This is a genomic window from Flavobacteriales bacterium (assembly GCA_016715895.1).
Lineage (GTDB): Bacteria > Bacteroidota > Bacteroidia > Flavobacteriales_F > PHOS-HE28 > PHOS-HE28.
Genome location: JADJXH010000004.1, coordinates 1,889,531 through 1,915,958, shown reverse-complemented (window position 1 = coordinate 1,915,958; position 26,428 = coordinate 1,889,531). Strand labels below are relative to the sequence as shown.

The following is a 26,428-nucleotide window of genomic DNA, read 5'->3' as shown; positions in this document are numbered from 1 at the left end:
CACTTTCGGGTAATATTACGCCGCGGTGCCCCCCTGCTGCCGGCCTTTGCTCTCAGGGTCTTGAGAACCTGCACGGCAGCCTCACAGCGCCACGACATGGAGATCACATCGTTCGGCTCCGCTCTGTTCATTGCTGTGGTGTTCGGCCTCTATTGGACCGTGGCACGGTGGGGAGGGAGGGTACAGAACGGCGTGCTGCTCCTGGCCAGCGGCCTGTTCTACGGGCTTGCCGATCATCGATTCCTGCTTCTGCTCGTGTTGAGCGCTTCAACGAACTACGGCATCGCCATCTCCCTGGGGCGCATCCGCTCCCGCAGGCTAAGGACCGCGCTGTTCTATACAGGTGTGGGGCTCGACCTGGGGCTGCTCTGCTGGTTCAAGTACATGGCCTTCTTCCGCCCGGGCATCGAACACCTGTTACATGCAATGGGATTCGGCGGAGATCACGGCCTGATCGCCGTAGTGCTGCCCCTGGGCATCAGCTTCTACACCTTTCAGATGCTGGGCTACCTCATCGATGTGCAGCGTGAAGAGACCGAACCCTGCACCGATGCCCTGGCCTTTCTCACCTATGTCCTTTTCTTCCCCAAGATCTTGGCCGGCCCCATCGAGCGGGCTCAGCGGTTCCTGCCGCAGATCGGTCAGGCGCGTAACTTCGATATGGCTCTGGCCACGGATGGCCTTCGGCAAGTGCTGTGGGGCCTGTTGGCGAAGGTGGTCATCGCGGACAATGCCAGCACCTTCGTCGACCTCGTGTTCAACGCTCCGGGCACGGTCACTGCAAGCACTCATCTGGTGGGCGCCCTGCTCTACTTCGTACAGATCTACTGCGACTTTTCGGGCTATTCCAACATGGCCATCGGCATCGCAAAACTGTTCGGCATTCGTTTGATGACCAATTTCAACACGCCCTTTTTCTCCGTGGGCGTGAACGATTTCTGGAAGCGCTGGCACATCTCGCTCACCACTTGGATGATCGATTACGTGTTCACACCACTTTCGTTCCTTCTCCGCGATCTGGGGCGTGCCGGTACCACGATCGCGATCAGCGCCACCTTCCTGGCGGTGGGCATATGGCACGGCGCCAACTGGACCTTCGTGATCTTCGGCACGGTGCAAAGCCTGCTTTTCCTTCCCCTGGCGCTCACCGGTTCCATCACCCGCTCAGCGGCCACGACTGGCCGGCTGCCATGCGTGCCACCGTTCGCACGCATGGCGGGCACCTTCGTACTCATGATGTTGTGCTTCGTGCTACTTCGCTCAGCGACCCTGCAGGATGCCATCACCTACTACCGCGGTCTACTGGGGCCAGGTCTCCTAAGCAAGCCGGAGGTCTTCCCCACTACGGTAATGTTCATGGCCCTGGTGTTCGTGCTGGTGGAGTGGGTGCAACGCGGTCGCGCACATGCCATGGACCTGGCGGGCATGCGCATGCCCATCTGGCTGCGCTGGGGCCTCTATGCCGTCATCGTGTTCGTTCTGGCCCTGATGAACAACACAGGCAGCTACAATTTCATCTACTTCCAGTTCTGAACGCCGATGGAACCCTTCCTGCGCAAATTCGGGCTCTTCGGTCTGCTGATCTTGGTGCTGGACCTGCCTTTCCGTTGGGTGATGCCGCAACTGCCGAAACTGGAGTACGACTGGCGCTTGCGGCGAGTGATCGAAGGACACTGCACCGAGGACCTCCTGGTGTTCGGGTCATCGCGCGCAGCGCGCGGGGTGATACCCGCGCGCATCACCCGGGCCACCGGCATCACCGCCTATAACCTGGGCTACCCTGGCGCCAGCATAGCCTTCCAGGAGTTCGTGCTGCGGCAGGTGCTACGCTCGAAGAAGTGGCCTAGGATCGTACTGCTCGTGGTGGACGACCCCTCGGAGCTGATCGCCACCAAAGCCGTGAACTTTCGCTTGGACCGCGCGTATCCCCTGGCCGGAGATGACGAGGTGAACAAGGAGATCTGCCTTCGCACGGGCAAGTCACGGTGGCTCACCGAACTGCTGGCTTCGTACCGCATCAAGGAAAGCCTGCCGATGTTGTGGACGCCGCAGCGCCCCGACAGGTTCGACACCGTGTACAGCGATGGCTCCATGACCTCTTTGCTGCGCGCACCGGGAATGGACACCGCCAGATTCGGCGCAGCGCGACGCTACAGGCCCGAACAGGAATCGGCCGAACTGCGCGACACATTCATCCGCTTCGTGGACGCCTGTGCCGAGCGGAACATCCGCCTCGTCATCGTTCACCCGCCTGACCTGCGCGCACCGAGCGAAGGTTTCATCGCCCGCATCGAGGAGCTCACACACGACAAGGCCATCAGCTACCGGTATAACGCAGAGCAGCCTGCGTACAGCGATGCCAACTATTACTACGATGCCTCACACTTGAACCGGCACGGAGCCATCGTCTTCTCCGACGAACTGGGAACGTGGCTTGCGAATGAACGCTGATCGCTCTCAGCCTGAGGTCAGTTTTGTACCGATGAGCTCGATGAGCGAGCCCATGTTCTTGAGCTTGTTGATCTCCTTCAGCTTGAACTTCACGCCGAAGTTCTTCTCCAAGCGGGTGATGATGGTCATGTGCGTGAGTGAATCCCAGCCCTTCACATCGGCTGCGGTCAGTTCGTCCTTCATGTCGAAGGACCCGTGGCCCAGCACGGCGGTAATGGTCTCACGGATGCGCTCCACGATCTGCTCTCGTTCCATGGTAATGCGTCTATAGCGCTCTTTCCAGGAGCACCTTTTCAGCCGATGGCAGGAAATCGGTGACCCGGGGATGGAGCGCAGCGAACTTACGGACCACCGTGAAGCCGAGCCGCTCGTAAACACGAATGGCTCGTACATTGCCACTGAATGCCTGTACCTGGGCCTTGCTCCAAGGCGGCATGATCGTGCGCGCCAAGCGCAGATGCGCCTCGATCAGTCGAGCGGCGCATCCCATCCCGCGGAAACGGTCCGCGGTGAATACGTAGTCGAGCTGCAAGGTATCCTTGTCGCGTTCCACGCGGATACCGGCGAGCACATCAGCATGGTGTCGCAGGTGCTCCAAGGCTTCGGGGGCGAAGGTGGCCCCTATCAGGTTGGACTTCAGCAAGCCCGAAGGCAGATCATCCTGCCACCCCTCCACCCATCCAGCCACAGCTGCAGCAGGCTCGCCATCCACGACGGACACGAGGAAACTGCTCACGGAGAGCTCGCAACCATCCACCTCCTCGTTCAGCATGGCAGCGATGTGTGTGCGTACCTGCGCTTCGCTCTGTCCGAAAAGAGTGGCCAAACCGCAGCGATCGGTACCGCTCTTCTCAGCTGACACAATGGCCTCCACCAGGAACGGAATGTCGACCGGCGTAGCGCGCCGGATTAGCTCACCTTTCATCACGTCGTGGCCATGAACTGGGTACGCAAGGCATTGCGGTCCGTCTTGCCGCTGGTCCCCAAGGGGAATTGCCGTACGCAACGCACACGGTTCGGTATCATATACGCCGGCAGCTTGGTGCGCATCCGGTCGATCAGATCATCGGGCACGGGCCCCGGCCCCTCGATGCACAGGGCTATCTCGGTGGTTCCGAACTCGTTCTGCACGGCAAGGGCCGCAACGTTCACGCTACCCAGGAAGACCCGCGCGTAATGTTCAACCTCGCCCAGCTCCACACGGAATCCCTGGATCTTCGCCTGTTGATCGATGCGGCCCAAGTAGATGATGTCCTGCTCATCGTCCATGTAGCAAAGATCCCCGGTACGGTAGAAGCGCGTGGGCCGACCTTCATGCGATGTAGTGAACATCACCTCGGCGGTGCGCTCGGGATCGTTCCAATAGCCTGATGTTAGCTGGGGACCTGAAAGACACAGCTCACCTTTGGAGCCTGATGGCAGAATGCGCAGATCCTCATCCACCAATACCAAACGTGAGTCGCCCATGGAAGCCCCGATGGCCATGATACCGTTGAGCTCCTTGTTACCACCTTCGCGCCTGAACAGGTACTTCGTGCACACGATGGTATGCTCAGTGGGCCCGTACGCGTTGAAGATGCGCGCGTTGGGGGCGCAGGCGCTCCATGCCGCAGTGAGTTCGAGCGGCAGCGCCTCCCCGGCGAACACGCAGGCCTTCAGAGAAGGGTAGCACATCTCGTCAAAGTAGGGCCGCAGGTACGTGATCACAGATGGCACCATAGCGGCCCAGGTAAGTGCCCGACCCTCCATCAGTTCGGCTATGAACAAAGGTTTGATCACGTTCTGCGGAACGGTGTGCACACAGGCACCGTTCATCAAGGCCAGCACGTACGACATCACCGACACGTCGAACGTGAGCTCGAACATCTGCAGGCAGCGATCGTCGGGGCCGATGGTGATGGCCATGCACGCCTGTGCCTCAATGAATGCCTGCAGGTTGGATCGGGTGATGGGCACGCCCTTGGGTTGGCCCGTGGTGCCGGAGGTGAAGAGAACATATGCCAGCTCCGTTGCATCCGAGGGCACAAAGGGCCCGAGCGAAGGGGCCGAGGGCAGGATATCGGTGCGGACCAATGTGAAGGCACCCGGATGCTCGTGCTCTCGCGCCGACAGCAACACACGCACCCCGGCCTTGGTGATGATGCCGTCGTTGCGATCTGGCGGAGCGTGCGGCGCCAAAGGCAAATAGGCCTTCCCTTCAGCCCACAAGGCCATGATGCTGGCGTAGGTGTCCAACTCGTCATGGCCCAGCAGCCCCACCAGCTTCTCCTCGGCCGACAGATGGGCTCGCAACCAAGCCCGCTGCGCGTCGATGCGCTCGGTGAACTGCGAATAGGTGTAGGTCATACCATTGATGAAGAAGGCCGCACGATCGTGATGCCTGCTCAACGAGGTCTCAAGGGCGTGGAAAACATTCATCGCTGGCGTTCGCAGTGCGAAAGTAGGAGAACTGAACACCATCGGTAGCGCCCTCACTGCGCGTTCCGCTGATCGCGCAAGCATCCGTTCGCGAAGATCCGTTGGCATCCACAGGTTCATGCACAGCGATCGCGAGCATCATTGCACAGCATGACCATCCGGACCAAGCCAGTACATTAGCCACTGCTGTGGCGAAGCCCCCCATTCTCATTGTCTCTCACACCTTCCCGCCCTACCGCGGCATCGGAGGCAGGCGCTGGATGAAGTTCGCCAAGGCCCTGGCCCGGCGCGGTCATGCCGTGCACGTGATCCACAGCGCCGGACCGGAGGAGCTGAAGGGCTCGCCGTGGACCGATGACCTGGCCACGCCCGGCATCACCTGCCATCCCCTGCCCCAGCGCTACCCCACCGTGCTCTTCAAGCGCCCCCTGACCCGCCTGGTGGACAAGATGATGTACCGCGTGTGGAACCTGGTGCTGCCGCTGCTCGTCAAAGGCAACTGGTTCGACAAGGCCGTGTTCTGGAAGCGCCCCTTCCTGGACAAGGCCTGCGCGCTCATCGACCTCCATGGCATCCGCGATGTGCTCATCACCGGGGCCCCCTTCCGGCTCCTGTACTTCGGCGTGCTGCTGAAACAGCGCCGGCCCATCCACCTTGTTTGTGATCTGCGCGACACCTGGACCTGGCAGGACGGCTACGGCGGGGCCCTGCTCAGCCCGGAACGAAAGGCCTATGAGCGCCGCTTGGAGGAAGCGGTCATGGCGGGCAGCGACCGCATCACCACCCCGCACCCGGCCGTGGTGGAGCACCTCACGCGCACCTATCCGCAGCACGCCACCAAGGTGAGGCTCCTGGGCCATGCGATCGACCCCGACGAACTGGGACCGCCGCGGCCCGAGCCTTCGCCTTCACTGCGGCGCCTCATCTACGCGGGCAGCATGTACGGCGCCCATGAGGCCGACCGCTACTTCGACCAGGTGATCGCCGCCTTCGCGCACCTGCGCGATACCGCACCGGAGGCCTTCGCCGATGCCTCGCTCGACCTCTACATCACCGGGCATGGCACCGGGAACCTCCGCCGCCTCGTGGAGGCCCGGGGGCTCCAACACCACATCCGCTTCCATGCCCCGCTGCCGGCCAAGGCCATCTTCCCCCGCATCGCCGCCGCCGACGCCGTGCTGCTCTTCATCCCCAGCATGAACCGCGATGTGCTGGGCACCAAGTTCACCGAGGTGTTCCACCTGCGGCGGCCGGTGATCCACGTGGGCGATGCGGGGCTGGTGAGCCGCCACATCGAAGCGGACCGGCTGGGCGTGTCGCTCCGGGTGGAGGAACTGGCGCATGAGCTGCCCCGCCTGATGACCGGCGAGCGCACGGTGACCGTGGATACGAACTACGACCTGAGCGCGCACCTGTTGGACCACATCGCCGCAGGCATCGAACGTGACCTGCTGGCGCCCTGATCAGACGGTCGCACCGGATCGGCGGGGCACCAAGGCCTCGATGTCGGAGCTCAGCCGGTACCGCGCTGCGCACCGGTCCAGCAACCGCTCCAGCATGTGCAGGTTGTGCCGCGTGATCATCTTCGGATGGCTGATGAACTGCACGAACGGCGTGCGGTCGATCAACCGTGCGTACGCCCGATAGCGCATCACGGTGAGCAGCTCGATGGACACCATCTCCCGGTCCACCGTGCCCATGCTGCCGTCGGGCCCCGGCACGTCCACGAAGGCCACCCCCTGACCGTCGCCCATCTGCCGGCCGTAGGGAACGCGCCAGAGCACCTTGTCCACCAGGGCCCCCACGAGCCCGCGCGGCCGCTTGGGGATGCTGGTGATCACCACCTCCGTGAACGGGCCATCGGGTTCGGGGCGCATCACATCGGTGGAGAACCGGTACACCGGACCCGGGAGCGGCGCAGTGAAGTCGTAGTCCACGGCATTGCTGTGGCGCCGCATGCCCGCCATCACGCTCATGTCGCGGTCGATGCCACAGCGCAGGAAGTGCGGGCGGAAATCGGCGAACGGCTGGATGCACCAGCCACCCGCCCGGTAGGCGGACACCCGGTAGGCGGGCGCCACCGGGGCCAGGATGCGCCGGAGCAGGTCCACCGAACCGTCGAACACGGCCACGCGCGAAGGCTCGTCCAGCGCGGACAAGCGATAGCGCCCCAGCTCCTGCAGGTCCCACTCGTGGCACGCCTCATCGTAGCGAGCGTCGTACCAATGCGGATGGATGTGCGGATACACATGATGCCCCCGTTCCACCAGCTCACGCAGCTGCCGCGCGATGCGGTCCAGGTCCGCCCGGCACCGCACGTTGGTGACCGACCGCCGCTCCAGCTCCAGCAGAAAGGTGGTGTCCACGAAGAAGGTCATCGCCAGGCGATGCCGTTCCAGGACGGGCAGCACGCGGTCCACCGGACGGATCATGCAACGCTCCACCGTGCCGCTGCGGCGGCCCAGGAACAGCTCGTGGTCGAAGGTGAAGAGGAGGTGCCGGTGCTCCATGCCGCCGCGGCAAAGTAACGCTGCGCGACCCGCGCCTACTTTTACCGCCATGGACCTGGTCGGCAAGCTGCGTTTCCACTACGACATGAAGGTGCGTCCGCGCATCAACCCCGACCTGCGGCGGCTGAACGCCCTGGCGCAACGTCCGCTGCCTTTCGAGGCGACGGACGCCCGCACCCACCTGCAGATGGGGTTCCAGTGGATGTGGGATGCCCATCTGGCCGTGGACCGCCAGGGTCTGCCCACCAAGTTCTCCATCGGCCCGCAATACGGGGTGGGCGTGCCCTATCCGGAGACCACCGGCTACACGCTGAACACCTTCCTGGCCGCCCTCCCGCGGGCGAAGGAGCTGGGGTTGGACGAAGAGCGGCTGCACGCGCTGATCGGGAATTGCACGCGCTTCCTGCTCGGTGAGCAGCTGCCCAACGGCGCCTTCACCGGCGGCCACCAGAAGCTGCGCAACTACGGCCGGCCAAGCATCTTCAACACGGGTCAGATCCTTCTGGGCCTGAGCGCCGTGCTGGAACATTGCGCCACGCACACACCGCCTGCAGCCTGGCAGCTGGACGTGGAACGCCTGCGCGCTGCCGTGAACGGCGCCGGTGACTTCCTGGCCGACCAGGTGACCGCGGCCGGACCGTACGACCCGGCGCACAGCTTCCGCAACAAGGTGCGCACCTACTACAGCCGTGCGACCTACGGCCTCCTGCGCGCCGGTCAGGTCACCGGCAATGGGCGCATGCTCGCCGCCGCGCGCCGTCACTTCGACTGGGTGGCCGACCAGCAGCGCCCCGACGGATGGATCGATCACTGGGGTTTCGACGAGGAGCTGGCCGTGCTGCACACCATCGCCTACACGCTTCGGGGACTCGTGGAGGCCGGCCACGGCCTGGGCGATGCCCGCTACTTCGCCACGGTGCGCCGTGCGCTGGACCGGTTGGCGACCTTCGACCGGGCGCGCTTCGGCCATCCGGACCTCATCCCCTCGCACTACCGCGCGGATGGCAGCTTCCTGAACGAGCTCTGCATCACCGGCATGAGCCAGTTGAGCCTGGCCATCCTGAAGCTGCCCGAAGAGCAGCGCGGCGAGGCGCACACCGCCTGGGCGGGCCGGATGATCCAGGCCACCAAGCACTTCCAGCTCCGCGGGTTCAAGGAACCCCTGATGAACGGCGTGATGCCCGCTTCCTATCCTTTGCGAGGCACCTACCAACCCGGCGATCTCATCGAATGGGGCACCAAGTTCTTCATGGACACCATGCTCGTGGAACTGGGGGTGCCACCCCGCGCGATCACCGGCTGATCACTGACGGTCTCCGCTGACCAGCTCGGCGAAGAGCGCCTCGAAGCGCTTCACCACCACGGGCCAGCTGAAGAGCTCGTTCACCCGCGCAAAGCTGTACGCCCCCATCTTGGCGCGCACCTCCGCATTGCGTCCGGCGAACGCCACCACCGCCTGGTACAGGGCCTCGGCGTCGCCGGGGGGAAGCAGGTAGCCGTTGTGCGGGTTCACCAGCTCGCCGCTGGCACCCACATCGCTCACGATGATCGGCTTCGCGCGGGCCATGGCCTCCAGCACCACCGTAGGCATGCCCTCGAAGCGCGTGGGCAGGATCAGCGCGGCACAGTCGGCGTAGAGTCGGTCCAGCTGCGCGTCATCCACGCGGCCGAGCAGCTCCACGTTCGGCGGCAGGTCGCGCTTCAGGTCCTCCAGCAGCGGCCCATCGCCGGCGAGCTGGAAGCGCACCAGGTCGGTGCTCCCTTCGGCTACCAGGCGACGCGCCACGGTGAGCAGCACATCCAATCCCTTGTTGAACGCGAAGCGGCCGACGAAGAGGAGGGAGAGCGGTTGTCCGGTGTCCGTTCGCGGTTGTCCGGCGGCCGACGCTGCGGGGACGACAGGCACGTCGGTAGCATTCGGGAGCACCACCACACGACAGCCGCTGCCCCTCGCCAGTCCTTGCAGGATGCCCGTGAGCTTTCCTCCAAGACTGATGACCACAGTGCTTCGGCGAACGATGTACTTCAACGCCGCGCGGAACGGCCAGCCCAGCAGGCGCTCCTTGCGGGTGAGCATCTGGAACATCTCCAGCCCGTGGGGATGCACGATCAGCCTGTCGCTGAAACGGTCGATGCCCTTCCACACACAGAAACCCTGCGACAGGATCACGTCCGGCTTGATCCGCTCCAGCTCCCTCCCCACGCGCTCGCTATACCGCCAGAGCTCGCGGACGTACAGCCTGCTCCTGTGGATGTCGGGCACATGAACCTCCTCGATGCCCAGTGCTGGATCGAAGATCCCCACCGGATGCGGGTGCAGCACGGTGACCTTCACCTTCCCGCTCCGCGCCAGGTGCTCCGCCAGCAGCCGCGAATGCCGTTGCATCCCGCCCATGGCCTGGGGGAAGACACCGTCGGTGCAGAGAGCGACACGCATGGCGATCGGTCGATCAGATGATCAGACGATCAGATAATGAGAAGATCCGTCGGCGCATCCGATCATCTGATCATCTCACCCTCTCATCATCTGATCGACATCCTCCCGCAAGAGTGTGGCCACCCCCTCATCGATGCCCCACATCGGCTCCCAGCCCGTGGCCTGCTTCAGCTTGCGCACATCGGCGAGCAGGTGCATGCGCTCCACCTTGCGCACCCGGGCGGGATCCACCTCGATGGTGAGCTGTTCGCCGAGCTGACGCTCGAAGGCTTCGACGATCTCGCGCACGCTGTACTCGATGCCGCGTCCGATGTTGAAGGTGTCGTAGCCCATGATACCGGCGTTGAGCAGGGCGCTCATGGCACGGCTCATGTCCTCGGTGTGGATGTAATCGCGCTTGGGATCGAGGTTGCCGAGCTTCAGCATGCGCGCCCCATCCAGGATCTGCCGTTGGATCGTGGGGAAGAGGTGCGGGTTGGTCTCGTTCGGACCGAAGGCGTTGAAGAAGCGGCCTACGAGGGTGGGGATCCTCGTCCGCAGGTGGAACTCGCTGGCGAGCTTCTCGGTGGCCAGCTTGGTGGTGCCGTAGATGTCCATCGGCCCGAGCTCATGATCCTCGGCCATGGCGCCGTCGGCGATGGGGTACACCGCGGCGGTGCTGGCCACGAACACCTGCTCCACGCTGCCCTTCGTCTCCGCCGCATCCAGCACACTGATGGTGCCGTTGATGTTGATGTCGGCGGCCTTGGCGGGGTGCTCGTTGCAGTACGGGATGAAGTGCACGGCCGCCAGGTGCAGCACCCAGTTGGGGCGCGTGGCGTCGAACACGGCCTGCGTGGCCTTGCGGTCGCGGATGTCGGCCTTGAAGAAACGGTCATCGGGCACACCGGCCAGGTGGCGCCGCCCGAAGCTCAGGTCGTCCTGCACGAAGACCTCATGGCCCAGCTCCTGCAGGTGCTTGCTGAGCGCCGAGCCGATGAAGCCCGCGCCACCGGTGATCAGGACCTTTCTTGTGCCCGCCGAAGCGGTTGCGAAGGCAGGGTTCGCCATGGGACCGCGAAAGTAGGGGGAAGACCACAGAGGGTTGGATGGTACGTTGGGGCGCTCATGCAGGTCCATCGGACCAACGCGCATTCAACCACAGATGAACGCAGATGGACACGGATAACGCCCGTTGTAGAACGGATCAACATCAGCACACGACGGAGCAGTGATCACATCTGTGTCCATCTGCGTCCATCTGTGGTTCAGATCAGCCAAGTACCTCAAGCGCCTTGCGGTAGCTGGCATCGTGGGCCTGCTTGGTGAAGTGCTGCAGCGCGAAGGCCCGCAGGCGTTGGCGTTCCGCAGGCGACACCTGCTTCAGCGCAGGAAGAGGCTTCCCCGCCTCCACCACCACCCCGAGATCGTGCCTGGCCACAAGTTCACTGAGGTCACCGAGGCCCTCGTTGGTGATGACGCGCAAGCCGCTGCTCAGGTACTCCGCGAACTTGGTGGGGCTGGCCACCCGATTGGTGATGGTCCTCTCACGCACCATCATGCCGTGGTCGCACTCCGCCAGCGCCGCTGCCACCTGGGCATGGTCCAGCCACTTCACCTCCACGCGACCCGGATAAGCCGCCTCCAAGGCGCCGTTGTTCGCGTCGCGCCTGCTGAGGAAGAGCACCCGGGCGTTGGGCTGAGCATCCAACACCTGGATGAGCAGGGGCTTCAGCAGGTCGAACGACTGCCAGCCGGCGGTGCTTCCGCTGTAGACCAGGCGAACAGCATCGTCCCTTCGCTCGATCACGGACACCGCTGCGCGCTCAAGCTCCCGCCCCAGCGTGCACGGGATCACCACATGCGCATCGCCTCTGTACCCGTAGCGTTCGCGCCAATGCTCCACCAGCGCCTGGCTCACCGCGATGCATAAGTCGCTCGCGTTCACCGCTTCATTCTCCAAGGGCCGGAACTGGGCGATGAGGGCATCGTCATCAATGATCCGGTACTCCTCCCACTCCGCCGCATAGGCACCGCGCCCGTCGAAGCAGACCTTCCTGGTCAGTCCACGCTCGCGCATGCGCAGGGCCATCCACGTGGCGAAGGGCCCGCGGCAGATGAGGCCGGTGGGCCGCAGCAGCCGGCACACCCAGGCCACCAGCGCGGTGTTCGCCTTCCAGCGCTTCATCGCGGGCACCATGGGCAGCACCAAGGCCGAGGGGCTGTGGGACTTGATCTTCCGGCGGGTGTTGAGGAAGTCGCGACCGCTCACCAGCGCCACCAGACCTCACCTTCGGCCCGCCCAGTGTGTTCAGGTGCTCCACCACGTCCGTCACCTGGCTCCAGTAGACACCGCTGGGCTGGTCGTTGTAGGTGAGGTAGAGGAGCATGGGGCAGGGTGGCCGCAAAGGCGCTGAGGCGCAAAGGAACACAGAGACTTGCGCTACATCGAAGGACCAGCACATTCCACCCTCCCGGACCGCTTGGAGCTTTCCTGTATCGCTCAAACCCGGAACTTCGCCCGCCACCGTGCGCCGCTACCGATCGACCATGAAAGCCTGGACCCTGCCCCTTTCAGCCTTGGTGTTCGCGCACTGTACATCGGGTGAGGGGCCGGCATTCACACCCATGCAGGTCCATCGCTCCCCTGTGCTGATCGTGGAACAGGTGACCCCCAACGCCTTCGTGCACACCAGCTACAAGCAGACCCAGGACTTCGGTAACGTGCCCTGCAACGGTCTGGTGGTGCGGAGCGGCCACGAGGCCATCGTGTTCGACACCCCCACGAACGACACCAGCGCCGCGGAGCTGATCCGCTGGGTGCAGGACTCCTTGCATTGCCGCATCACTGCGGTGATCCCCACCCACTTCCACGACGACTGCCTGGGCGGCTTGAAGGCCTTCCACGCGCACGGGATCCCCTCCTACGCCCACAAGCGCACCATCGCCCTGGCCGCAGCCGATCGCGTGGAGCAGCCCCAGCGCGGCTTCGCGGACAGCCTTCAGCTCACCGTGGGCAACGAACGGATCACCGCCATTTTCCATGGTGAAGGACACACGAAGGACAACGTAGTGGGTCACTTCCCCAGTGAGCACGTGCTCTTCGGCGGCTGCCTGATCAAGGAACTGGATGCGAGCAAAGGCTACCTCGGCGATGCGAACGTGGCGGCCTGGTCGGGCACGGTGGAGGCGGTGAAGAAGGCCCATCCCGATGTGCGGGTGGTGGTGCCGGGGCATGGGCAGTGGGGGGACGGTAAGCTGTTGGACTTCACGATCGGGTTGTTCCGAGAACCGCAGTAGTTCCTGGCGCTCTGGACCACGTTCTTATGGATCGGTCCCCGGATGATCTTTGTCCCACCACCGAACACTGCCCATGGAAACCAGCACGGACCACACGCGCATGACCTTGGAGGAACTTCAGCGCGCCGAGAAGCGCACCCGCAACGAGCAGATCACGGTCGCTGTGCTCATCGGCTTCCTCATCGGCGTGATCATCTACGGCGTGGCCACCAAAGGCTTCGGCTTGCTGCACACCCTGTTGCCGGGCGGACTGATCCTGCTGCTCGTCCGCAGTTCAGCGAACATCAACCAGCGCCTGGCCGGCATCCGTGCGGAGAAGGAACGGAGGCGGACCGGATAGTTCGATCCAGGCTCACAGCACCCGCTCCAGCACCTCCACGATCCGCTCGGTGGCGTGTCCGTCCCACAGCGGAGGCACCTCGCCCCTCTTGAAGGTCCCGTTCTCGATCCGCGCGATCGCGGCGCGCACGGCGTCCATGTCGAGCGGAACGAGCTCGTTGCTGCCGAGCGTCACGGTGATGGGCCGCTCGGTGTTCGGGCGCAGGGTGAGGCAGGGCACGCGGCGGAAGGTGCTCTCCTCCTGGATGCCTCCGCTGTCCGTGAGGATGAAGCCACAGGTGGCCACCAGCTTCTGGAAGGCGAAATAGTCCAGCGGCTCGGTGCGCACCAGCCCCTGGATGGCATCGGCCTTCGCCTTCAGCCCGAAGGCCTCGATGTTCTTCACCGTGCGCGGGTGGATGGGGAAGACCACCTTCCGGCCGGAGGCGCACACGTCCGCGATCAGGTCCAGCAAGGCCGTAAGCCGCTCAGGCACGTCCACGGTGGCGGGGCGGTGGATGGTCATGAGCACGTGCCCGCCCTCACCCAGCCCCAGCTGCTGCAGCACCGGCGAGGCCTGCACCTGCGGCTCGAAGGCCACCAGGGTGTCGATCATGGTGTTGCCCACGACGTGGAGCGCCTCCTCGGGCCTCCCCTCCTGCCGCAAGTGGTCCAGGCCGCTCTGCTCGGTGATGAAGAAGTGGTCGGTGAGCGCGTCGGTGAGCACCCGGTTGTGCTCCTCGGGCATCGTGCGGTCGTGGCTGCGCAGGCCGCTCTCGAGGTGACCGATGCGCACGCCCATCTTGTTGGCGGTGATGGCCGCGGCCAGTGTGCTGTTCACATCGCCCACCACCATCACCAGGTCCGGCCTCTCCTCGCTGATCACCGTCTCCAGCCCCAGCATCACCTGGGCCATCTGCGTGTTGGGGCTTCCAGCGCCGATGTTCAGGAAGATGTCCGGCACCAGGCCGAACTGTTCGAAGAACACATCGGCCATGTTGGCGCTGAAGTGCTGGCCGGTGTGCACGATGCGCACATCGATCGTACCGCGTTGCGCGGCCACGCGCTTGAAGCGGGTGACCTTGATGAAGTTGGGGCGTGTGCCGACGACGATGAGGACCTTCTTCATCCGAGGGATTTCAAGGGGCTGCGGGTGGCGATGATGAACTCGCGCGAGTCGGTGTCGCTCACCTTGCGGGCCGGCGCACCGGCGATGGTCATGTGGCCCTCCGGGAAGGAGCGGTTCACCACGCTGTTGGCGCCGATGGCGGTATCGGGGCCGATGACGATGTCGCCGAAGACCTTTGAGCCGGGCCCGATGTAGCAGTTGTCACCGATGGTGGGCACCAGCTCGAAGGGTCCGGGGCGCGTGCCGATGACCACACCCACATGCAGGCGGCAGTTGCGGCCGACGCGGGCGTCCGGATGCACCACGATGGTGCCGCGATGCGCGATGCTGAGCCCGGGGCCGAAGGTGTTCGGCGGGATGTCGAACCCGCAGCGGATGGCCTGTTCGTGCAGGCGGTAGGCGAAGAAGGTGTACACCATGCGCCATAGCAGCCCCTGATGCTTGCGGCAGTTCATCAGGTACTCCACCCGGCGGAGCAGCCGCTGGAACTTCCACACCTCGTCCGACCACAGGCGGCCATGACCACGCCGCAGGGCGATGCGGTCGGCCTCCAGGTATTCGAGGTACTCGGCGTGGGAGCGGATCATGCGTCGGCCTGCTTGCGCCGGCGGGCGAGGCCCAGGGCCCGTTCCGCGCCGGCGAACCCGAGCAAGGTAAAGAGCGCGACGTAGCGCTCGGTGATGGCCGGGCCCACCTCGGGCCGGAAGCCCTTGTCGATGCAGCTCCGGTACAGCTTCACCGCCTGATCCCTGTCGTAGGTGGCCAGGATGCGCAGGGCCATGAAGATGTACTGGTCCAATGCGGCGATCTCGGCGGCGTACCGTTCCCGGCCCAACCCCACCAGGTGCTCCTTGATGCGGCGGCGCAGGTCCACATAGCGCTCCCAGTTCGCACGCACACCGGTTCGGCTGATGCTGCCGGTGGGACGCTTGAGCACCTCGGTGCGCTCACGACGGTCCCAGCCCACGCGTGCGCCGCGCTTCAGCAGCGTGAAGAGCAACGCATAGTCCTGGCTGCTGGCCAGCTCCTCCGGCCATCCATCCACGGCCAGCAGGAGCTCGCGCGCCCACAGGTTGGCGCTCGTGGTGCCCATGCGCGTGCGGATCAGGGCCATCCAAGGCCGGTCGTACAGGGCCTGCACACGGTCCATGAGCCCATCGGGCCGCACGGCCCGATAGTCGCCCACGATCACGTCGGGCCAGCCTTCGCGTTCGGCGAGCGCGAGCTGCCCGGAGATCTTGTCGGGCATCAGCAGATCATCGGCGTCGAGGAACTGCACATACGTGCCCGTGGCCATGCGCAGCCCGTGATTGCGCGCGGCCGATGCCCCCCGGTTCATCTGCCTCACCAGCCGCGCACGTCCCCCGGTCACCCCCGGATGCCGCTCCAGCACCTCCGCCGTGCCGTCCGTGCTGCCATCGTCGACCAGGATCACCTCCAGGTCGGCATGGTCCTGCATCAGCGCGGAATCAAGCGCCCTGCCCACCAGATCGGCGACATTGTAGCAGGGGATGACCACGGTGACGCGCATCGCCGCGAAGCTACAGGGCCGGCCGGCGCAGCAGGCCCATGGCCTCCAGGTCGGGGATGAGATCCGTGTTGAAGCGCTCCACCCCGGCCTGGTTCAGGTGGTTGTGGTCGTAGAAATGGTCCTCGTCATCCAGCGTGTGGCGGTAGGCGAAGTCGAGGTAGGGCACTTGGTATCGACGGGCGATGTCGCCGAGCACCGCGTTGAAGGCCACGTGCTTCATGCGGTCGCTCTGCCACGGATAGGGATGGTTGACCAGCACCACCGGGATGCCCGCTTCGACGCAGTGCTCCAGGGTCCGCTCCAGGTAGCTCACCTGGTCGGCATTGAGCTTCAGCGGCCGCCCGCGCACATAGTGAATGCGCTTCCGCACCGAGTCCGTGCGCACCGAGTACCCACCCGGTCTGTACGTGCTGTCCGCGAAGAACGGCGGGCGGTCCTTGGTGAGGAACCGCAGGGTGAGCAGGTTCACCCCTCGCGGATCCTTCAGCGCGAGCGCCATGGCCACCGCCGCCCCATCGTCCACGAGGTTCTGCGCAAGGTCCGAGGTGCTCTCCAGCCCATCCTGCTCCATGGCCCCCTCGTACACGTCCAGGAGCAGAAGCCGGGTGTTGGCGGCGGAAAGGTGGGTGCGCACGATGTGGTAGGTGTTCAACGGGCCCTGACCGCTGGTGCCCAGGTTGAACGCCCTCCACCCGCGTGCGGTGAACAACGCCGGGTCGTAACCGCGATACGCGTGCGAGGAGCCGATGAAGACCACATCGTACACGCTGTCCGGTCTGAACTCACGGAACTTCCGGTAGCTGTTGCCGCCCTTGAGCTTGAAGTAGTCGCCCGTGCGGTGGATCAGGGCGGCGCCCCCCACCTCCATGCGGCAGAGCACCAGCATCGCCAGCAGGTAGACCAGCGCGAAGCTGAGGCCCAGCATGAGGGTGGCGGTGAGGAAGCGGCGCATCAGAACTGGAAGTAGATGAACATGGCCGCACCGTACTGGCCCAGCACCAGGCAGGCGGCGAGCAGGGTGCCGAAGTACGCATAGCGCAGCGGCCGCCAGCCGATCCGGCGCTGGCCCTTGGCCAGTGCATCGCCCCACGGGTCGATGCCGATGAAGGCGATGGCCAGCGCGACGGTGGTGAGCACGATCCCGGCACCAAGCTCATGGACCATGTCCGCGAACCCGGTCCACCACGCTTCCGGCCTCAGCCACGAACCGAGCACCGACCAGGCGTCGGCGAAGGTGGCGGCCCGGAAGAAGACCCAGCCGGCCACCACCAGGTGCACGGTCACCAGCACGGCGAGCGCGCGGTTGAGCCCTGGACGCCGATCAAGCCCCAGCGCCCGCACCAAGCGTTCCCGCGCACCGGCCAGCACGATGGCACCGATGAGGTAGAGCCCGTGCACCCCGCCCCAGGCCACGTAGGTCCAGCTGGCGCCGTGCCACAGCCCGCTCAACAGGAACACGAGCAGCAGGTTCATGTACCACCGCCACCGCACCACGCGGTTCCCGCCGAGCGGGATGTACACATAGTCGCGGAACCAGCTGCTGAGGCTGATGTGCCAGCGGCTCCAGAACTCGCTGATGGAAGCGGAGCGGTATGGTGTGCGGAAGTTCACCATCAGGTCGAAGCCCATCACCCGCGCCGCGCCGAGCGCGATGTCCGTGTACCCGCTGAAGTCGCAGTAGATCTGCAGGGCGAACAGGTAGGTGGCCAGCAGCGTGGCGGCGCCGCCGAAGGCCGATGGATCGGCGTACACATGGTCCACCACCACCGCGCAGCGGTCGGCGATCACGAGCTTCTTGAAGAAGCCCCACAGCATCTGCTGCAGACCGTGGACCACACGGGCATGGTCCCAGCGGTGCACCTGATCCAGCTGGTTGAGCAGGTTGCCCGGTCGTTCGATCGGCCCGGCCACGAGCTGAGGGTAGAACATGACGTACAGTGCGAAGATGCCGGGGCGGCGCTCGACCCGCTGATGCCCGCGGTACACTTCGATCGTGTAGCTCAGGCTCTGGAACGTGTGGAAGCTGAGCCCGATGGGCAGCAGGATCCCGAGGTCGGTGGGCGTGTACGCCAGACCCGCCGCCTGCATCACGGCCGCGATGCTCTCATCGAGGAAGGCGTAGTACTTGAAGAAGGCGAGCACGCCCAGGTTGGCCACGATGCTGGCCACGAGCCACGCCTTGCGACGCTTCCCCGTGCTGCCGGCGATCAGCAGGCCCGCGGCGTAGTCCACCACGATGGTGAAGGCCAGGATGAGGATGTACACGGGAACGAAGGCCATGTAGAACCAGCAGCTGGCGGCCAGCAGCAGGGCCCAGCGGAACCGATGCGGCAGCAGGAAGTAGCCGGCCGTCACCAGCGGGAAGAAGATGAAGCAGAACGCGAAGGAGTTGAAGAGCATCGCGGACCGGGGCTAGCGCACGCGCTCGGCGTGGCCAAGGAGGCGGTCGCAAAAATGCCCAAAATTGACCTCGGCCTTGAAGCCTTCGGCCCAGACCGCCCGCACCCCGGCCCTGAACGGGACCGTGTAATGCGGTCCATCCTGGAAGGTCTCCAGGTGCTGCGCGATCGCATCGACCCCGGGCCCGTGGGGCAGCAGCGTACCGGTGGCGGGTCCCACGATCTCGCGCACCCCGCCGGAATCGGCCGCCAGGAGCGGGATGCCGAAGCTCGCCGCCTCCTGCAACGCCACGGGCACCCCGCCCTCCGTGCTGCTGAGATGCACGAAGAGGTCCACCGGGGTGCGCCGGTACCAGGCCAGCAGGTCCTGGTTGGCGATGTTGCCGGGCAGCTCCGCGCGCACATGCGGTGGCAGGGTGGCGATGGCGGCCTCCAAGGCGGCCCGCTCGGGACCTTCGCCGAAGTGCGTCCAGCGCACCGGTCGCCGAACATGCCGCAACGCCTCGATGAGCAGCCCGACCCGTTTGATGGGCACCAGGTGCGCGGCCGATGCGATCCGCAGTTCCGGTGCCGGCGCCCAAGGTCCCGGACCGTGGTCGAAGGTGCCCAGCCGGGACAGCTCACAGCGGTGGGCGTGCTGCGGATACCGCGCGGTGAGGTGGTCCAGACCGGCTTTCGAGACCAGATGAACGCGGTCCACATGGGCCATCTGCAGGTCCTGGAAGAAGGGCCACCGGCCGGGCCAGCGGTCGGCGTAAAGGTCGAAGCCGTGCATGCGCGCCGTGAAGCGCACCCGCGGGTCGGTGAGCTGCAACAGCGAGAGGGCCGTGGCGTGGTCGGCCATCCAGTAGCTGTAAAGGAGCACGCGCCCGGGATCGAACTCACGGAACAGACCCGTCCGATACCGGTGCATGCGTTCCAGGGCCTGTCGCATCGCCGCGCGCGCATCGGGCCAGAGCCGGTCGCGCACCTCCGCGGAGGGCGCGGAGGCGCGTACCACACGCCGCATGCGCCACCAGGTGCGCGCGTAGGCCAGCATCCGCAGCGGCGAGGCCACGGCGTAAGGGTCGGCCGGTGGCGGCACCACCTCCACGTTCGGCGGCAGCACACGCATGCCGTGATCGCGCACCAAGGGGATCAGGCGGATGCGCGCGAACCGTTCGGCCAGGAACGGCAGCTCGTTCTCCAGGAAGGGCTCGCCCTGTCCGTAGGGGAATCGCGTGGTGAACAGCCAGAGGTCCTTCATCGCCGCATCGCCTTGCGCATGAGGTACCACAACCGGCCGACGGACCAGGTGCCGCCAAGTCTCAGGTGCGTCCACGCCGCACCCCCATCACGGTCCGCCAGCGCGTGGAACAGCCCGTCCCACGCCTGCCGGACGCGCGCCTCGAACGCTTCGACGGGGAACACGCGCTCACGGCCGTTCCACGCCCGCAGGCGCTTCAACCACTCGTGCAGCGCCCGCACATCCGCCGCCGAGAGCGCATCATCGAAGAGGCGCATCGTCATGAGATGAAGGCGGACGTCCGCTTCGGTGTGCGGCACGTTGAACCAGCCGAACACGGCACGCACCAGCCGCTCGTGGTCGGCCCGCTTGTCCCGTCCGTGGCTGATGTTCTGCTCGCCCCGCCGGTACAGGGTCATCGGTGCGTCCAGGTTCCCGAAGGCCGAAACACGGGCCAACCGGGTCCAGAAGAGCCAATCCTCCCCCACCCGGGGCCAGGCCGGATCGTAGCGTAACCCGTGGGCCTCCAGCACCGCACGGCGCAGGATGGACGCGCCCTGCGACACGGGCACGCCGAAGAGCAGCTGCGCCTTGCACGCCGCATCGTCGAGGGGGAACTTCCACACCCGGTCCCGCGCACCGAACAGCTTCAGCCATCCGCCGCTGGCGCCCACCTCGGGGTGGGCCTCCATGTAGGCCACCTGCTGCTCCACCCGCGTGGGCACCATCAGGTCGTCGGCGTCGAGGCGTACGATGTAAGCGCCGGTGCAGGCATCGAGCCCTGCGTTGGCCGCCCCGGCAGGACCGCGGTTCGCCGGCAGCTCGATGATGCGCAGCCGGGGGTCGGTCTCTGCACGCAGCAGGGCCAGGCTGTCGTCGGTGCTGTGGTCGTCCACGGCCACCACCTCCAGGTCGGCGTGCGTCTGCGCGTACACGCTGTCGAGGCACTCCCGCAGGAAGGGCGCCTTGTTGTACACCGGGATGAGCACGCTGACCTTCATGGGCGCAGGTGACGCCACTTGCGCCGCAGCCGGAAGGTCCACCAGGTGGGCGACCTCAACTGCGTGTCGAGCTGCGTCCAGCGGTGCAGCAGCGTGTCGTCCATGTCCTTCATGTCGCGCAGGGTCACCACGCGCTTCAAGGCCTTCATCATGCGGTATTGCTCGCGGCGATGCACCACACCGTGCCACTTCAGCAGGAAGTGCAGCACCATGCCGCGCACCACGCTGCGGTGCTCGGTGCCGACAGGAATGCCGCGCAACCCGTCCCGCAGGTCGTGCCCGATGGCCAGTACGCGGGCCAGGTCGGATTGTCCGGAGGCCATGCACAGGCCGTGCAGCAGGCTCGCCAGTTCGTCGAGGAAACCGCGATGCGCGGTCACCGTCTTGCTTTCCTCGTGCAGCCTGAACACGGCGAGTTCCACATCCTCGAAGCGCAGATGGGCAGGGCCGTGGCGGAAGAGCACCTGCCACCAGAGCTCCACGTCCATGACGTAGTGCAGCGCCGGGTCCACCCCGCCCAGTTCCTTCACCACGTCCATGCGGTAGAAGGTGGCGGGCTGGTTGATCACCGGGTCCCGGAAGAGGCGCTGCACATCGCGCGCATCGTTCACGCGCTCGAAAGGGCGGTCGCCACCGGCGCTGCGGTGCACCAGGCGGCCGCCGAACACGAGCAGGTCGGGATCGTCCGCGAACGCATCCGCCACATGCTTCAGCGCACCGGGCAGCAGCAGGTCATCGCTGTTCAGCCAGTTGAACACCGTGCCGGTGCATCGCGCCAGCCCTTTGTTGATGGCATCGCTCTGGCCACGGTCCGGCTCACTGCACCACCAATGCAGCCGGCCGGCGTGCTTCGCGATGAGCTCCCTGGACCCATCGGCGCTGCCACCATCGACCACGACATGCTGCACCGGCACCGGCTGATCCCCCACGGAACGCAGGCACTCCTCGATGTAGGCGGCCTGCCGGAAGCTCGGTGTGACGATGGAGATCAGGGGGGCGGTCATCTCAGTGCGCGTCCGAAAGTACCGCACGGTACACCTCATTCACCTCGCCGGCATAGCGCTCCACACTGAACCGACCCGCGGCGGTGCGGGCGGCCTCGGCACTCAGCCGCCGCGCCAGGCCGGCGTCGGTCGCGAGCCGGGCCATGCGTTCCGCCAGGGCTTCAGCGCCACCGGAATAGAGGAGCCCGTTCACCCCATCGTTCACCAGCTCGAGCGTGCCACCCGACGCATGCCCCACGACCGGGAGCCCGCAGGCCATGCCTTCCACGGTGACGCGGCCCATGGCCTCGTTCCGCGAACACATCAACAGGGCGTGCGCTCCGCGGAACAGCGGGAAGGGGTCCTTCACGAAGCCCTTCAGGTCCACCACATCGTCCACGCCAAGCGCGGCGATCCGCTGCCGCAGGGCGCTGTCGCGACCGTCGCCGGCGATCACCAGACGCACCGGATGCCCCTGCCGCTTCAGCAGGGCCAGGGCCTCCACCGCTTCCACCTGGCCCTTGGAGGGATGGATGAGACCGACCAGCAGGAAGGTGAACGGCGGCGTGGTGGACCAGCGTGCTTCGTTCCCTGCGGCCAGCTCGGCGTAGCGCGCGGCACGCAATACGCCGTTGTACACCACGGTGATCGGTGCACCGGGTCCCGTGTAGCGGAGGATGTCCTCGCGCACGGCCTGGGAAATGGCGATGATCCGGTCCGAACGGCGCAAAGCCCGCCCATAGGCGCGCGTTCCGGCATCGAGGTGCAACAGATATTGCCGCTCGGGCAGTTCGCGGATGTGCCACACCAGCGGAAGCCCTGTGGCGGCCTTGAGCGCAGGCGCCACGCCCACCACGGCGCTGTTCGCGTGCAGCAGCTGCACCTGCCAGCCGCGCACCCGCTCGACCAGCGCGGGAAGGATGGCGCGGTTGGCCGCCGCGCGCTCGCGTGCCTGCCGCTCCTGCTGCCAGTACTGCCGGATGCGGTGATGGAGCCGGCCGCTGTAATGGCGTTCGCTCATCCACGGGCGGAAGGGGACCACCGCGTGGGCGATGCCTTCGCGCTGGAGCGCCGCCACCAGGTCGCCTTCCCGCGGCAGCAGCACATGAGGCCGCACGGCACCGCGGTCGCGCAGTTCCAGCATCAGGTCGAGCAGGCTGCGGTTGGCCCCGTAGAGCTCGGGGTAGTGCGTGATGTAGGCGACTGGGACGGGCACGGCCATGGTCGCCGGCGAAAGTACCGTTCACCTGCGGGCCGCCCCGGCGATGATCGCGCTCAACCGCGCCACGCTGTCCTCCACACGGTGATGCCGCTCGGCGCTCGACCGGCCGGCCTGGCCCATGCGCAACGCAAGCGCAGGATCGGCGGCCAGGCGCTGCAGATGGTGCGCCATGGCGTCCAGATCGCGCTCGGCGCTGAGCAGTCCGCTCCCTTCATGCTCCACCACATCGGGAATGCCCGCATGGCGGGTGGCCACCACGGGAAGTGCGCATGCCATGGCCTCGAGCACGCTGAGCGGCGTGCCTTCATGATCGTTGTCCGCCGACACCACACTGTGCTGCACGAAGGCCCGCGAGGCGGCCATGCGTTCGGCGACCTGCGGCGGGGTGAGGACACCGGGCAGGTCCACCACGCCCTCCAACCCCAGTGCGGCCACGAGTTGGCGCGTGCTGTCCCACAGCGGCCCGGTGCCGGCGATCGTCAGACGCATCGCGGCATCGCGCCGCCAGGCCTGATGGAAGGCCAGCACGGTGAGGTGCGGCGCCTTCTTGTCCACGAAGCGGCCCACGGCGATGAAGTGGGGCGGCGCCTGGTCGGGACGTCCGGCCCGGAAGCGCTCCACATCGATGCCATAGCAATTGTAATGCAGCCTGGACCGGTCGGCACCGAGGTCGAGGAGCTGCCGCTCCATCTCCCGGCTCACCACCACCACGGCCGCGGCCTCCTTCAGGATCCGGCGGTAGCCGGCATGGTCCTTCAGCAACTTCACATGGAAGGCGTCCACTCCGTGGAAATGGACCACCAGAGGCACCCCCGCGCGTCCGCATGGCTCGAGCATCGCCTCGCCCGTGGGGCCATATTCGGCGAGCACCACATCGATGCGGTGACGCTTCAGCAGGCGGGCGATCCGCCGCTCGAGCAGGGCCTCGGGCGGGGTGCGCATCAGCCGTGAGGCCACCCTCCGCGCCAGGGTGGGTGGCAGCAGCAAGGCCCCGTCCGCGTCACGCCGCGGCAGATGACCGTCGGTGAGCACCAGCTCCAGACCGGGCAGCCGTTGCAAATGGGCGGCGATGAAGGTCTCGCTGTAGACGTTGCGATTGGGGGAGACGACGCAGAGGCGCGCGGCGGTGGTCATGCGCGGGGTGTGTGGGCCAGGGCCATCAACCCGGTGATCATCGGGGCGCTCATGGGATCGGGCACATGGTCGTGCCGCAGCAGATGACGGACCAGCGGCAGCGTGAGCCGCTTCACGATGCGCCGCTTCCAGGTGGGCATCGGACGGCGCAGGGCCCAAAGGCCGAGCAGCTGCGCAAGGCTCGCATCCCATCCGCCCAGCGGCCGCACCGTGATGTCCGTGAAGCCCGCACCTTCGAGCAACCGGCGCAGGGCGAAGGGCGTGTACCGGTATTCGTCATAGGGCACATCGTGCAACGGCCACAGGAAGGGCACCGTGATGAACAACGGCGATCCCGGGCGCAGCACCCGGAAGGCCTCGCGGAGCACCGCGCCGGGATCGGGACAGTGCTCCAGCACCTCGGTGGCCATCGCACTGTCCACGGACCGGTCGTCGAGCGGGATGCGCACCCCGTCCCATTCCAGCTCCGGATGGACCTTGTGGTAGGTGTTCACCGCGTTGCCGGCGAGGTCCATGCCGATATAGCGCTCCACGCGCGAAGGCGCGGATGTGATGAGGCCGCGGTAGGGCTGCAGGCCGCTGCCGATATCGAGGAAGGTGCCCTGGAACCGGGGGAGCTGCGCGCGCAAGGCCTGACGGATCGCCGTGCGCACCGTGTAGAGGTCCTGCGTGTCGGCCGTGAGCGGCAGGTCGAGGTAGGGATCGGTCATCGGCGGGGCCTGAAAGTTCGGCATTGCCGTGCGAAGCGGATCAGGCCGGAGGCGCCGCGCGCAGCGCACCGAGCACGCGGGCCCATCGCCGTTGGGCCATGAAATACCGGGGGGCCCGGCCCAGTGCAAGGAGCCATCGCCGCTTGTCCAGGCCGGTCATGGGCGCACCGGTCACCTGGTCCAGGTGCCGGTCGCATACGGCATCCAGGTGGGCCCGCCATCGGCCGGCGGTCAACTGGTCGAGGCGCTGCCATTGCAGGATGCGCAGGCGGTGGATGTTGGTGCGCGAGAAGAGGCCTTGCGACGAAAGGCCCTGGCCGTGGCGCGTGTAGTAGCTCATCTCCCCGTCCACTCCGCGCAGATGTCCCTGCGTGGCGGCGCTCGCGAAGAACCACATGTCGCCGCTGCCGGCCTTCCACCCGCCCGGCCCGGTGATCATCGCACGGATCGCCGGTGTGTTGCGCCAGATGAAGCTGCTCGGGTGAAAGGGCGCGCGCAGGCCCACCACCTCCTCCAGGCCCATCCGCTCCGGCAGGTGGTCGCGCCAGGGATGCGTCAGGGCACCGCGCTCATCCATCACAGCGGTCTGGTGGTAGCTGCCCATGCAGGCGGGATCGGACTCCAGCAGGTCCACCTGGCGCTGCAGCTTCAGCGGGTCCAGCCATCCGTCGTCACCATCGATGAAGTGCACGTAGCGACCCCGCGCCATGGCATGGAGCCGCATGAAGTTCCTCCGGCCCGTGGGCTGCCCTTCGATGCGCCAGCGTTCACCTTTCTGCCAATGATGCACCGTGAAGCGCGGATCGCCCTTGGCCACCCGGTCGCACTCCGCACCGGTGTTATCCGAGGAGAAGTCCTGCCCCACGAGCACCTCGATCGGGAAGCTGGTCCGCTGGGCCTTGATGCTCTCCAGGCACCGCGCGATGTACGGTCCATGCTGGTAGGTGCATACGATCACGGAGACCAGCGGCACCTCGGAGGATGGGCGTTCGGGGCTTCGATCCATGGCCGGCGGGAACAGGCGCCGCGAAGGTGGCAACATCGGGCGGAATGCAGGCGGGGGCCGTATCTTCGGCGTCCAACACCGCGCCCATGAGCACCTCCATCGTCGATCCCGACCTGCGCACGGGGTCCAACTTCAAGGTCGGCCACTTCACCATCATCGGCAAGGGCTGCGTCTTCGGCGAGAACGTCACGATCGGCAGCCACACGATCATCGGCGACAATGTGCATCTGGGCGATGGCAGCGTGGTGGGCAACCACTGCGAGATCGGCAAGGGGCTCCGGGCCGGTGCGAACGTGGTGTTGCAGGGCCGCATCCGCACCGCCGAGGGCTGCGAGATCGAGGACGGCGCCACCCTGAAGTACGGCACCATCCTCACCAGCAAGGTCCTCATCAAGAAGAAGGCCTTCCTGGGGCCCAACGTGATCACCCTGGGCAGCACGCACCTGCACGAGACCAAGCACGGCACGGTGATCGGCGAGCGCTGCTACATCGGTGCGGGAAGCAAGATCGCCGCCAGCGTGAAGATCGCCGATGACGTCACCATCGGTGCCATGGGCTTCGTGAACAAGGACATCACCGAAAGCGGCATCTACGTCGGTGTGCCGGTGAAGCCCCTCCGGCAGAAGGACTACTGGAAGAGCAAGGACTTCGTGGAGGGCGGTTTCGAGCAATGAT

The 26,428-nt window shown here is 66.0% G+C and carries 26 protein-coding genes; 7 read left to right on the top strand and 19 right to left on the bottom strand.

Going from position 1 to position 26,428, the window contains the following annotated elements:
* Positions 1 to 96 precede the first annotated feature (96 nt).
* Complete coding sequence (locus IPM49_16895) at positions 97 to 1,533, top strand: MBOAT family protein (protein MBK9276200.1); 1,437 nt, start codon at positions 97 to 99, stop codon at positions 1,531 to 1,533.
* A 6-nt stretch (positions 1,534 to 1,539) separates the two neighbouring features.
* Entirely contained in the window at positions 1,540 to 2,451 is a 912-nt protein-coding gene (locus tag IPM49_16890; protein MBK9276199.1) for a hypothetical protein, read from the top strand.
* A 6-nt stretch (positions 2,452 to 2,457) separates the two neighbouring features.
* Here IPM49_16890 and IPM49_16885 read toward each other — a convergent pair whose 3' ends face one another.
* The 3 genes from IPM49_16885 to IPM49_16875 are packed head-to-tail and all read right to left on the bottom strand — an operon-like array spanning position 2,458 to position 4,989.
* Positions 2,458 to 2,706 carry an acyl carrier protein gene (locus IPM49_16885; protein ID MBK9276198.1) on the bottom strand — a complete coding sequence of 83 codons (249 nt, stop codon included), beginning with the start codon at positions 2,704 to 2,706 and terminating at the stop codon, positions 2,458 to 2,460.
* A gap of 10 nt (positions 2,707 to 2,716) precedes the next feature.
* Complete coding sequence (locus IPM49_16880; protein ID MBK9276197.1) at positions 2,717 to 3,376, bottom strand: GNAT family N-acetyltransferase; 660 nt, start codon at positions 3,374 to 3,376, stop codon at positions 2,717 to 2,719.
* A complete protein-coding gene (locus IPM49_16875) occupies positions 3,376 to 4,989 on the bottom strand; it encodes an amino acid adenylation domain-containing protein (protein ID MBK9276196.1) in 1,614 nt (537 codons plus the stop codon). Before IPM49_16875 ends, IPM49_16880 begins: the two co-directional genes overlap by 1 nt.
* Before the next feature lie 140 nt (positions 4,990 to 5,129).
* Here IPM49_16875 and IPM49_16870 point away from each other — a divergent pair, with 140 nt between their 5' ends.
* Positions 5,130 to 6,332 carry a glycosyltransferase gene (locus IPM49_16870; GenBank protein ID MBK9276195.1) on the top strand — a complete coding sequence of 401 codons (1,203 nt, stop codon included), beginning with the start codon at positions 5,130 to 5,132 and terminating at the stop codon, positions 6,330 to 6,332.
* On the opposite strand, the gene IPM49_16865 is transcribed toward IPM49_16870, so the two are convergent.
* Complete coding sequence (locus tag IPM49_16865) at positions 6,333 to 7,379, bottom strand: hypothetical protein (protein ID MBK9276194.1); 1,047 nt, start codon at positions 7,377 to 7,379, stop codon at positions 6,333 to 6,335.
* Between the two features lie 49 nt (positions 7,380 to 7,428).
* Between IPM49_16865 and IPM49_16860 the strand changes: the two genes are divergently transcribed.
* Positions 7,429 to 8,682 (top strand): hypothetical protein, encoded by a 1,254-nt coding sequence (locus IPM49_16860; protein ID MBK9276193.1) that lies wholly within the window; start codon positions 7,429 to 7,431, stop codon positions 8,680 to 8,682.
* Here IPM49_16860 and IPM49_16855 read toward each other — a convergent pair whose 3' ends face one another.
* The 3 genes from IPM49_16855 to IPM49_16845 form a co-directional block, all read right to left on the bottom strand.
* The gene (locus tag IPM49_16855; protein MBK9276192.1) at positions 8,683 to 9,816 is read right to left on the bottom strand and encodes a glycosyltransferase family 4 protein; all 1,134 of its coding nucleotides are present in this window, start codon (positions 9,814 to 9,816) and stop codon (positions 8,683 to 8,685) included. It abuts the gene before it with no gap.
* A 75-nt stretch (positions 9,817 to 9,891) separates the two neighbouring features.
* The gene (locus IPM49_16850; GenBank protein ID MBK9276191.1) at positions 9,892 to 10,866 is read right to left on the bottom strand and encodes a GDP-mannose 4,6-dehydratase; all 975 of its coding nucleotides are present in this window, start codon (positions 10,864 to 10,866) and stop codon (positions 9,892 to 9,894) included.
* Positions 10,867 to 11,068: 202 nt separating this feature from the next.
* The gene (locus IPM49_16845; protein ID MBK9276190.1) at positions 11,069 to 12,076 is read right to left on the bottom strand and encodes a hypothetical protein; all 1,008 of its coding nucleotides are present in this window, start codon (positions 12,074 to 12,076) and stop codon (positions 11,069 to 11,071) included.
* A gap of 269 nt (positions 12,077 to 12,345) precedes the next feature.
* Here IPM49_16845 and bla point away from each other — a divergent pair, with 269 nt between their 5' ends.
* Entirely contained in the window at positions 12,346 to 13,095 is a 750-nt protein-coding gene (gene bla, locus IPM49_16840; GenBank protein ID MBK9276189.1) for a subclass B1 metallo-beta-lactamase, read from the top strand.
* A 73-nt stretch (positions 13,096 to 13,168) separates the two neighbouring features.
* Entirely contained in the window at positions 13,169 to 13,435 is a 267-nt protein-coding gene (locus IPM49_16835; GenBank protein MBK9276188.1) for a hypothetical protein, read from the top strand.
* A gap of 12 nt (positions 13,436 to 13,447) precedes the next feature.
* Here the strand turns inward: IPM49_16835 and wecB are convergent, their stop codons facing one another.
* Genes wecB through IPM49_16775 form a run of 12 tightly spaced genes read right to left on the bottom strand, consistent with a single transcriptional unit; the run spans position 13,448 to position 25,753 of the window.
* On the bottom strand, positions 13,448 to 14,542 hold the full coding sequence (wecB, locus tag IPM49_16830; GenBank protein ID MBK9276187.1) for a UDP-N-acetylglucosamine 2-epimerase (non-hydrolyzing): 1,095 nt from the start codon (positions 14,540 to 14,542) through the stop codon (positions 13,448 to 13,450).
* Positions 14,539 to 15,129 carry a serine acetyltransferase gene (locus IPM49_16825; protein ID MBK9276186.1) on the bottom strand — a complete coding sequence of 197 codons (591 nt, stop codon included), beginning with the start codon at positions 15,127 to 15,129 and terminating at the stop codon, positions 14,539 to 14,541. Before IPM49_16825 ends, wecB begins: the two co-directional genes overlap by 4 nt.
* Positions 15,126 to 16,073: a glycosyltransferase family 2 protein gene (locus IPM49_16820; GenBank protein MBK9276185.1), complete on the bottom strand. Its 948-nt coding sequence runs from the start codon at positions 16,071 to 16,073 to the stop codon at positions 15,126 to 15,128. The genes IPM49_16825 and IPM49_16820 overlap by 4 nt, the downstream gene beginning before the upstream one ends.
* 10 nt (positions 16,074 to 16,083) lie before the next feature.
* Positions 16,084 to 17,025 (bottom strand): hypothetical protein, encoded by a 942-nt coding sequence (locus IPM49_16815; GenBank protein MBK9276184.1) that lies wholly within the window; start codon positions 17,023 to 17,025, stop codon positions 16,084 to 16,086.
* Complete coding sequence (locus IPM49_16810; GenBank protein MBK9276183.1) at positions 17,025 to 18,473, bottom strand: MBOAT family protein; 1,449 nt, start codon at positions 18,471 to 18,473, stop codon at positions 17,025 to 17,027. Before IPM49_16810 ends, IPM49_16815 begins: the two co-directional genes overlap by 1 nt.
* 12 nt (positions 18,474 to 18,485) lie before the next feature.
* Positions 18,486 to 19,718 (bottom strand): glycosyltransferase, encoded by a 1,233-nt coding sequence (locus IPM49_16805; GenBank protein ID MBK9276182.1) that lies wholly within the window; start codon positions 19,716 to 19,718, stop codon positions 18,486 to 18,488.
* Complete coding sequence (locus IPM49_16800) at positions 19,715 to 20,698, bottom strand: glycosyltransferase family 2 protein (GenBank protein ID MBK9276181.1); 984 nt, start codon at positions 20,696 to 20,698, stop codon at positions 19,715 to 19,717. Before IPM49_16800 ends, IPM49_16805 begins: the two co-directional genes overlap by 4 nt.
* On the bottom strand, positions 20,695 to 21,702 hold the full coding sequence (locus IPM49_16795) for a glycosyltransferase (GenBank protein ID MBK9276180.1): 1,008 nt from the start codon (positions 21,700 to 21,702) through the stop codon (positions 20,695 to 20,697). Before IPM49_16795 ends, IPM49_16800 begins: the two co-directional genes overlap by 4 nt.
* A gap of 1 nt (position 21,703) precedes the next feature.
* On the bottom strand, positions 21,704 to 22,903 hold the full coding sequence (locus IPM49_16790; GenBank protein ID MBK9276179.1) for a glycosyltransferase family 4 protein: 1,200 nt from the start codon (positions 22,901 to 22,903) through the stop codon (positions 21,704 to 21,706).
* 21 nt (positions 22,904 to 22,924) lie between these two features.
* Positions 22,925 to 24,037, bottom strand: coding sequence for a glycosyltransferase (locus IPM49_16785; protein MBK9276178.1), 1,113 nt, complete (start codon positions 24,035 to 24,037; stop codon positions 22,925 to 22,927).
* Positions 24,034 to 24,747: a class I SAM-dependent methyltransferase gene (locus IPM49_16780; GenBank protein MBK9276177.1), complete on the bottom strand. Its 714-nt coding sequence runs from the start codon at positions 24,745 to 24,747 to the stop codon at positions 24,034 to 24,036. The genes IPM49_16785 and IPM49_16780 overlap by 4 nt, the downstream gene beginning before the upstream one ends.
* Positions 24,748 to 24,787: 40 nt before the next feature.
* Positions 24,788 to 25,753: a glycosyltransferase family 2 protein gene (locus tag IPM49_16775; protein ID MBK9276176.1), complete on the bottom strand. Its 966-nt coding sequence runs from the start codon at positions 25,751 to 25,753 to the stop codon at positions 24,788 to 24,790.
* Positions 25,754 to 25,839: 86 nt separating this feature from the next.
* Here IPM49_16775 and IPM49_16770 point away from each other — a divergent pair, with 86 nt between their 5' ends.
* On the top strand, positions 25,840 to 26,427 hold the full coding sequence (locus IPM49_16770) for a hypothetical protein (GenBank protein MBK9276175.1): 588 nt from the start codon (positions 25,840 to 25,842) through the stop codon (positions 26,425 to 26,427).
* The last annotated feature ends 1 nt before the right edge of the window (position 26,428 follow it).

Bases quoted from the DNA above. Each gene is read 5' to 3' on its own strand.
- IPM49_16820 (MBK9276185.1), bottom strand. From the start codon at position 16,073: ATGCGCGTCACCGTGGTCATCCCCTGCTACAATGTCGCCGATCTGGTG.
- IPM49_16835 (MBK9276188.1), top strand. From the start codon at position 13,169: ATGGAAACCAGCACGGACCACACGCGCATGACCTTGGAGGAACTTCAG.
- IPM49_16775 (MBK9276176.1), bottom strand. From the start codon at position 25,753: ATGGATCGAAGCCCCGAACGCCCATCCTCCGAGGTGCCGCTGGTCTCC.
- IPM49_16855 (MBK9276192.1), bottom strand. From the start codon at position 9,816: ATGCGTGTCGCTCTCTGCACCGACGGTGTCTTCCCCCAGGCCATGGGC.
- IPM49_16850 (MBK9276191.1), bottom strand. From the start codon at position 10,866: ATGGCGAACCCTGCCTTCGCAACCGCTTCGGCGGGCACAAGAAAGGTC.
- IPM49_16890 (MBK9276199.1), top strand. From the start codon at position 1,540: ATGGAACCCTTCCTGCGCAAATTCGGGCTCTTCGGTCTGCTGATCTTG.
- IPM49_16795 (MBK9276180.1), bottom strand. From the start codon at position 21,702: ATGACCGCCCCCCTGATCTCCATCGTCACACCGAGCTTCCGGCAGGCC.
- IPM49_16825 (MBK9276186.1), bottom strand. From the start codon at position 15,129: ATGATCCGCTCCCACGCCGAGTACCTCGAATACCTGGAGGCCGACCGC.
- IPM49_16800 (MBK9276181.1), bottom strand. From the start codon at position 20,698: ATGAAGGTCAGCGTGCTCATCCCGGTGTACAACAAGGCGCCCTTCCTG.
- IPM49_16895 (MBK9276200.1), top strand. From the start codon at position 97: ATGGAGATCACATCGTTCGGCTCCGCTCTGTTCATTGCTGTGGTGTTC.
- IPM49_16880 (MBK9276197.1), bottom strand. From the start codon at position 3,376: ATGAAAGGTGAGCTAATCCGGCGCGCTACGCCGGTCGACATTCCGTTC.
- IPM49_16860 (MBK9276193.1), top strand. From the start codon at position 7,429: ATGGACCTGGTCGGCAAGCTGCGTTTCCACTACGACATGAAGGTGCGT.
- IPM49_16790 (MBK9276179.1), bottom strand. From the start codon at position 22,903: ATGGCCGTGCCCGTCCCAGTCGCCTACATCACGCACTACCCCGAGCTC.
- bla (MBK9276189.1), top strand. From the start codon at position 12,346: ATGAAAGCCTGGACCCTGCCCCTTTCAGCCTTGGTGTTCGCGCACTGT.
- IPM49_16770 (MBK9276175.1), top strand. From the start codon at position 25,840: ATGAGCACCTCCATCGTCGATCCCGACCTGCGCACGGGGTCCAACTTC.
- IPM49_16875 (MBK9276196.1), bottom strand. From the start codon at position 4,989: ATGAACCTGTGGATGCCAACGGATCTTCGCGAACGGATGCTTGCGCGA.
- IPM49_16865 (MBK9276194.1), bottom strand. From the start codon at position 7,379: ATGGAGCACCGGCACCTCCTCTTCACCTTCGACCACGAGCTGTTCCTG.
- wecB (MBK9276187.1), bottom strand. From the start codon at position 14,542: ATGAAGAAGGTCCTCATCGTCGTCGGCACACGCCCCAACTTCATCAAG.
- IPM49_16805 (MBK9276182.1), bottom strand. From the start codon at position 19,718: ATGAAGGACCTCTGGCTGTTCACCACGCGATTCCCCTACGGACAGGGC.
- IPM49_16810 (MBK9276183.1), bottom strand. From the start codon at position 18,473: ATGCTCTTCAACTCCTTCGCGTTCTGCTTCATCTTCTTCCCGCTGGTG.
- IPM49_16815 (MBK9276184.1), bottom strand. From the start codon at position 17,025: ATGCGCCGCTTCCTCACCGCCACCCTCATGCTGGGCCTCAGCTTCGCG.
- IPM49_16885 (MBK9276198.1), bottom strand. From the start codon at position 2,706: ATGGAACGAGAGCAGATCGTGGAGCGCATCCGTGAGACCATTACCGCC.
- IPM49_16870 (MBK9276195.1), top strand. From the start codon at position 5,130: ATGAAGTTCGCCAAGGCCCTGGCCCGGCGCGGTCATGCCGTGCACGTG.
- IPM49_16785 (MBK9276178.1), bottom strand. From the start codon at position 24,037: ATGACCACCGCCGCGCGCCTCTGCGTCGTCTCCCCCAATCGCAACGTC.
- IPM49_16780 (MBK9276177.1), bottom strand. From the start codon at position 24,747: ATGACCGATCCCTACCTCGACCTGCCGCTCACGGCCGACACGCAGGAC.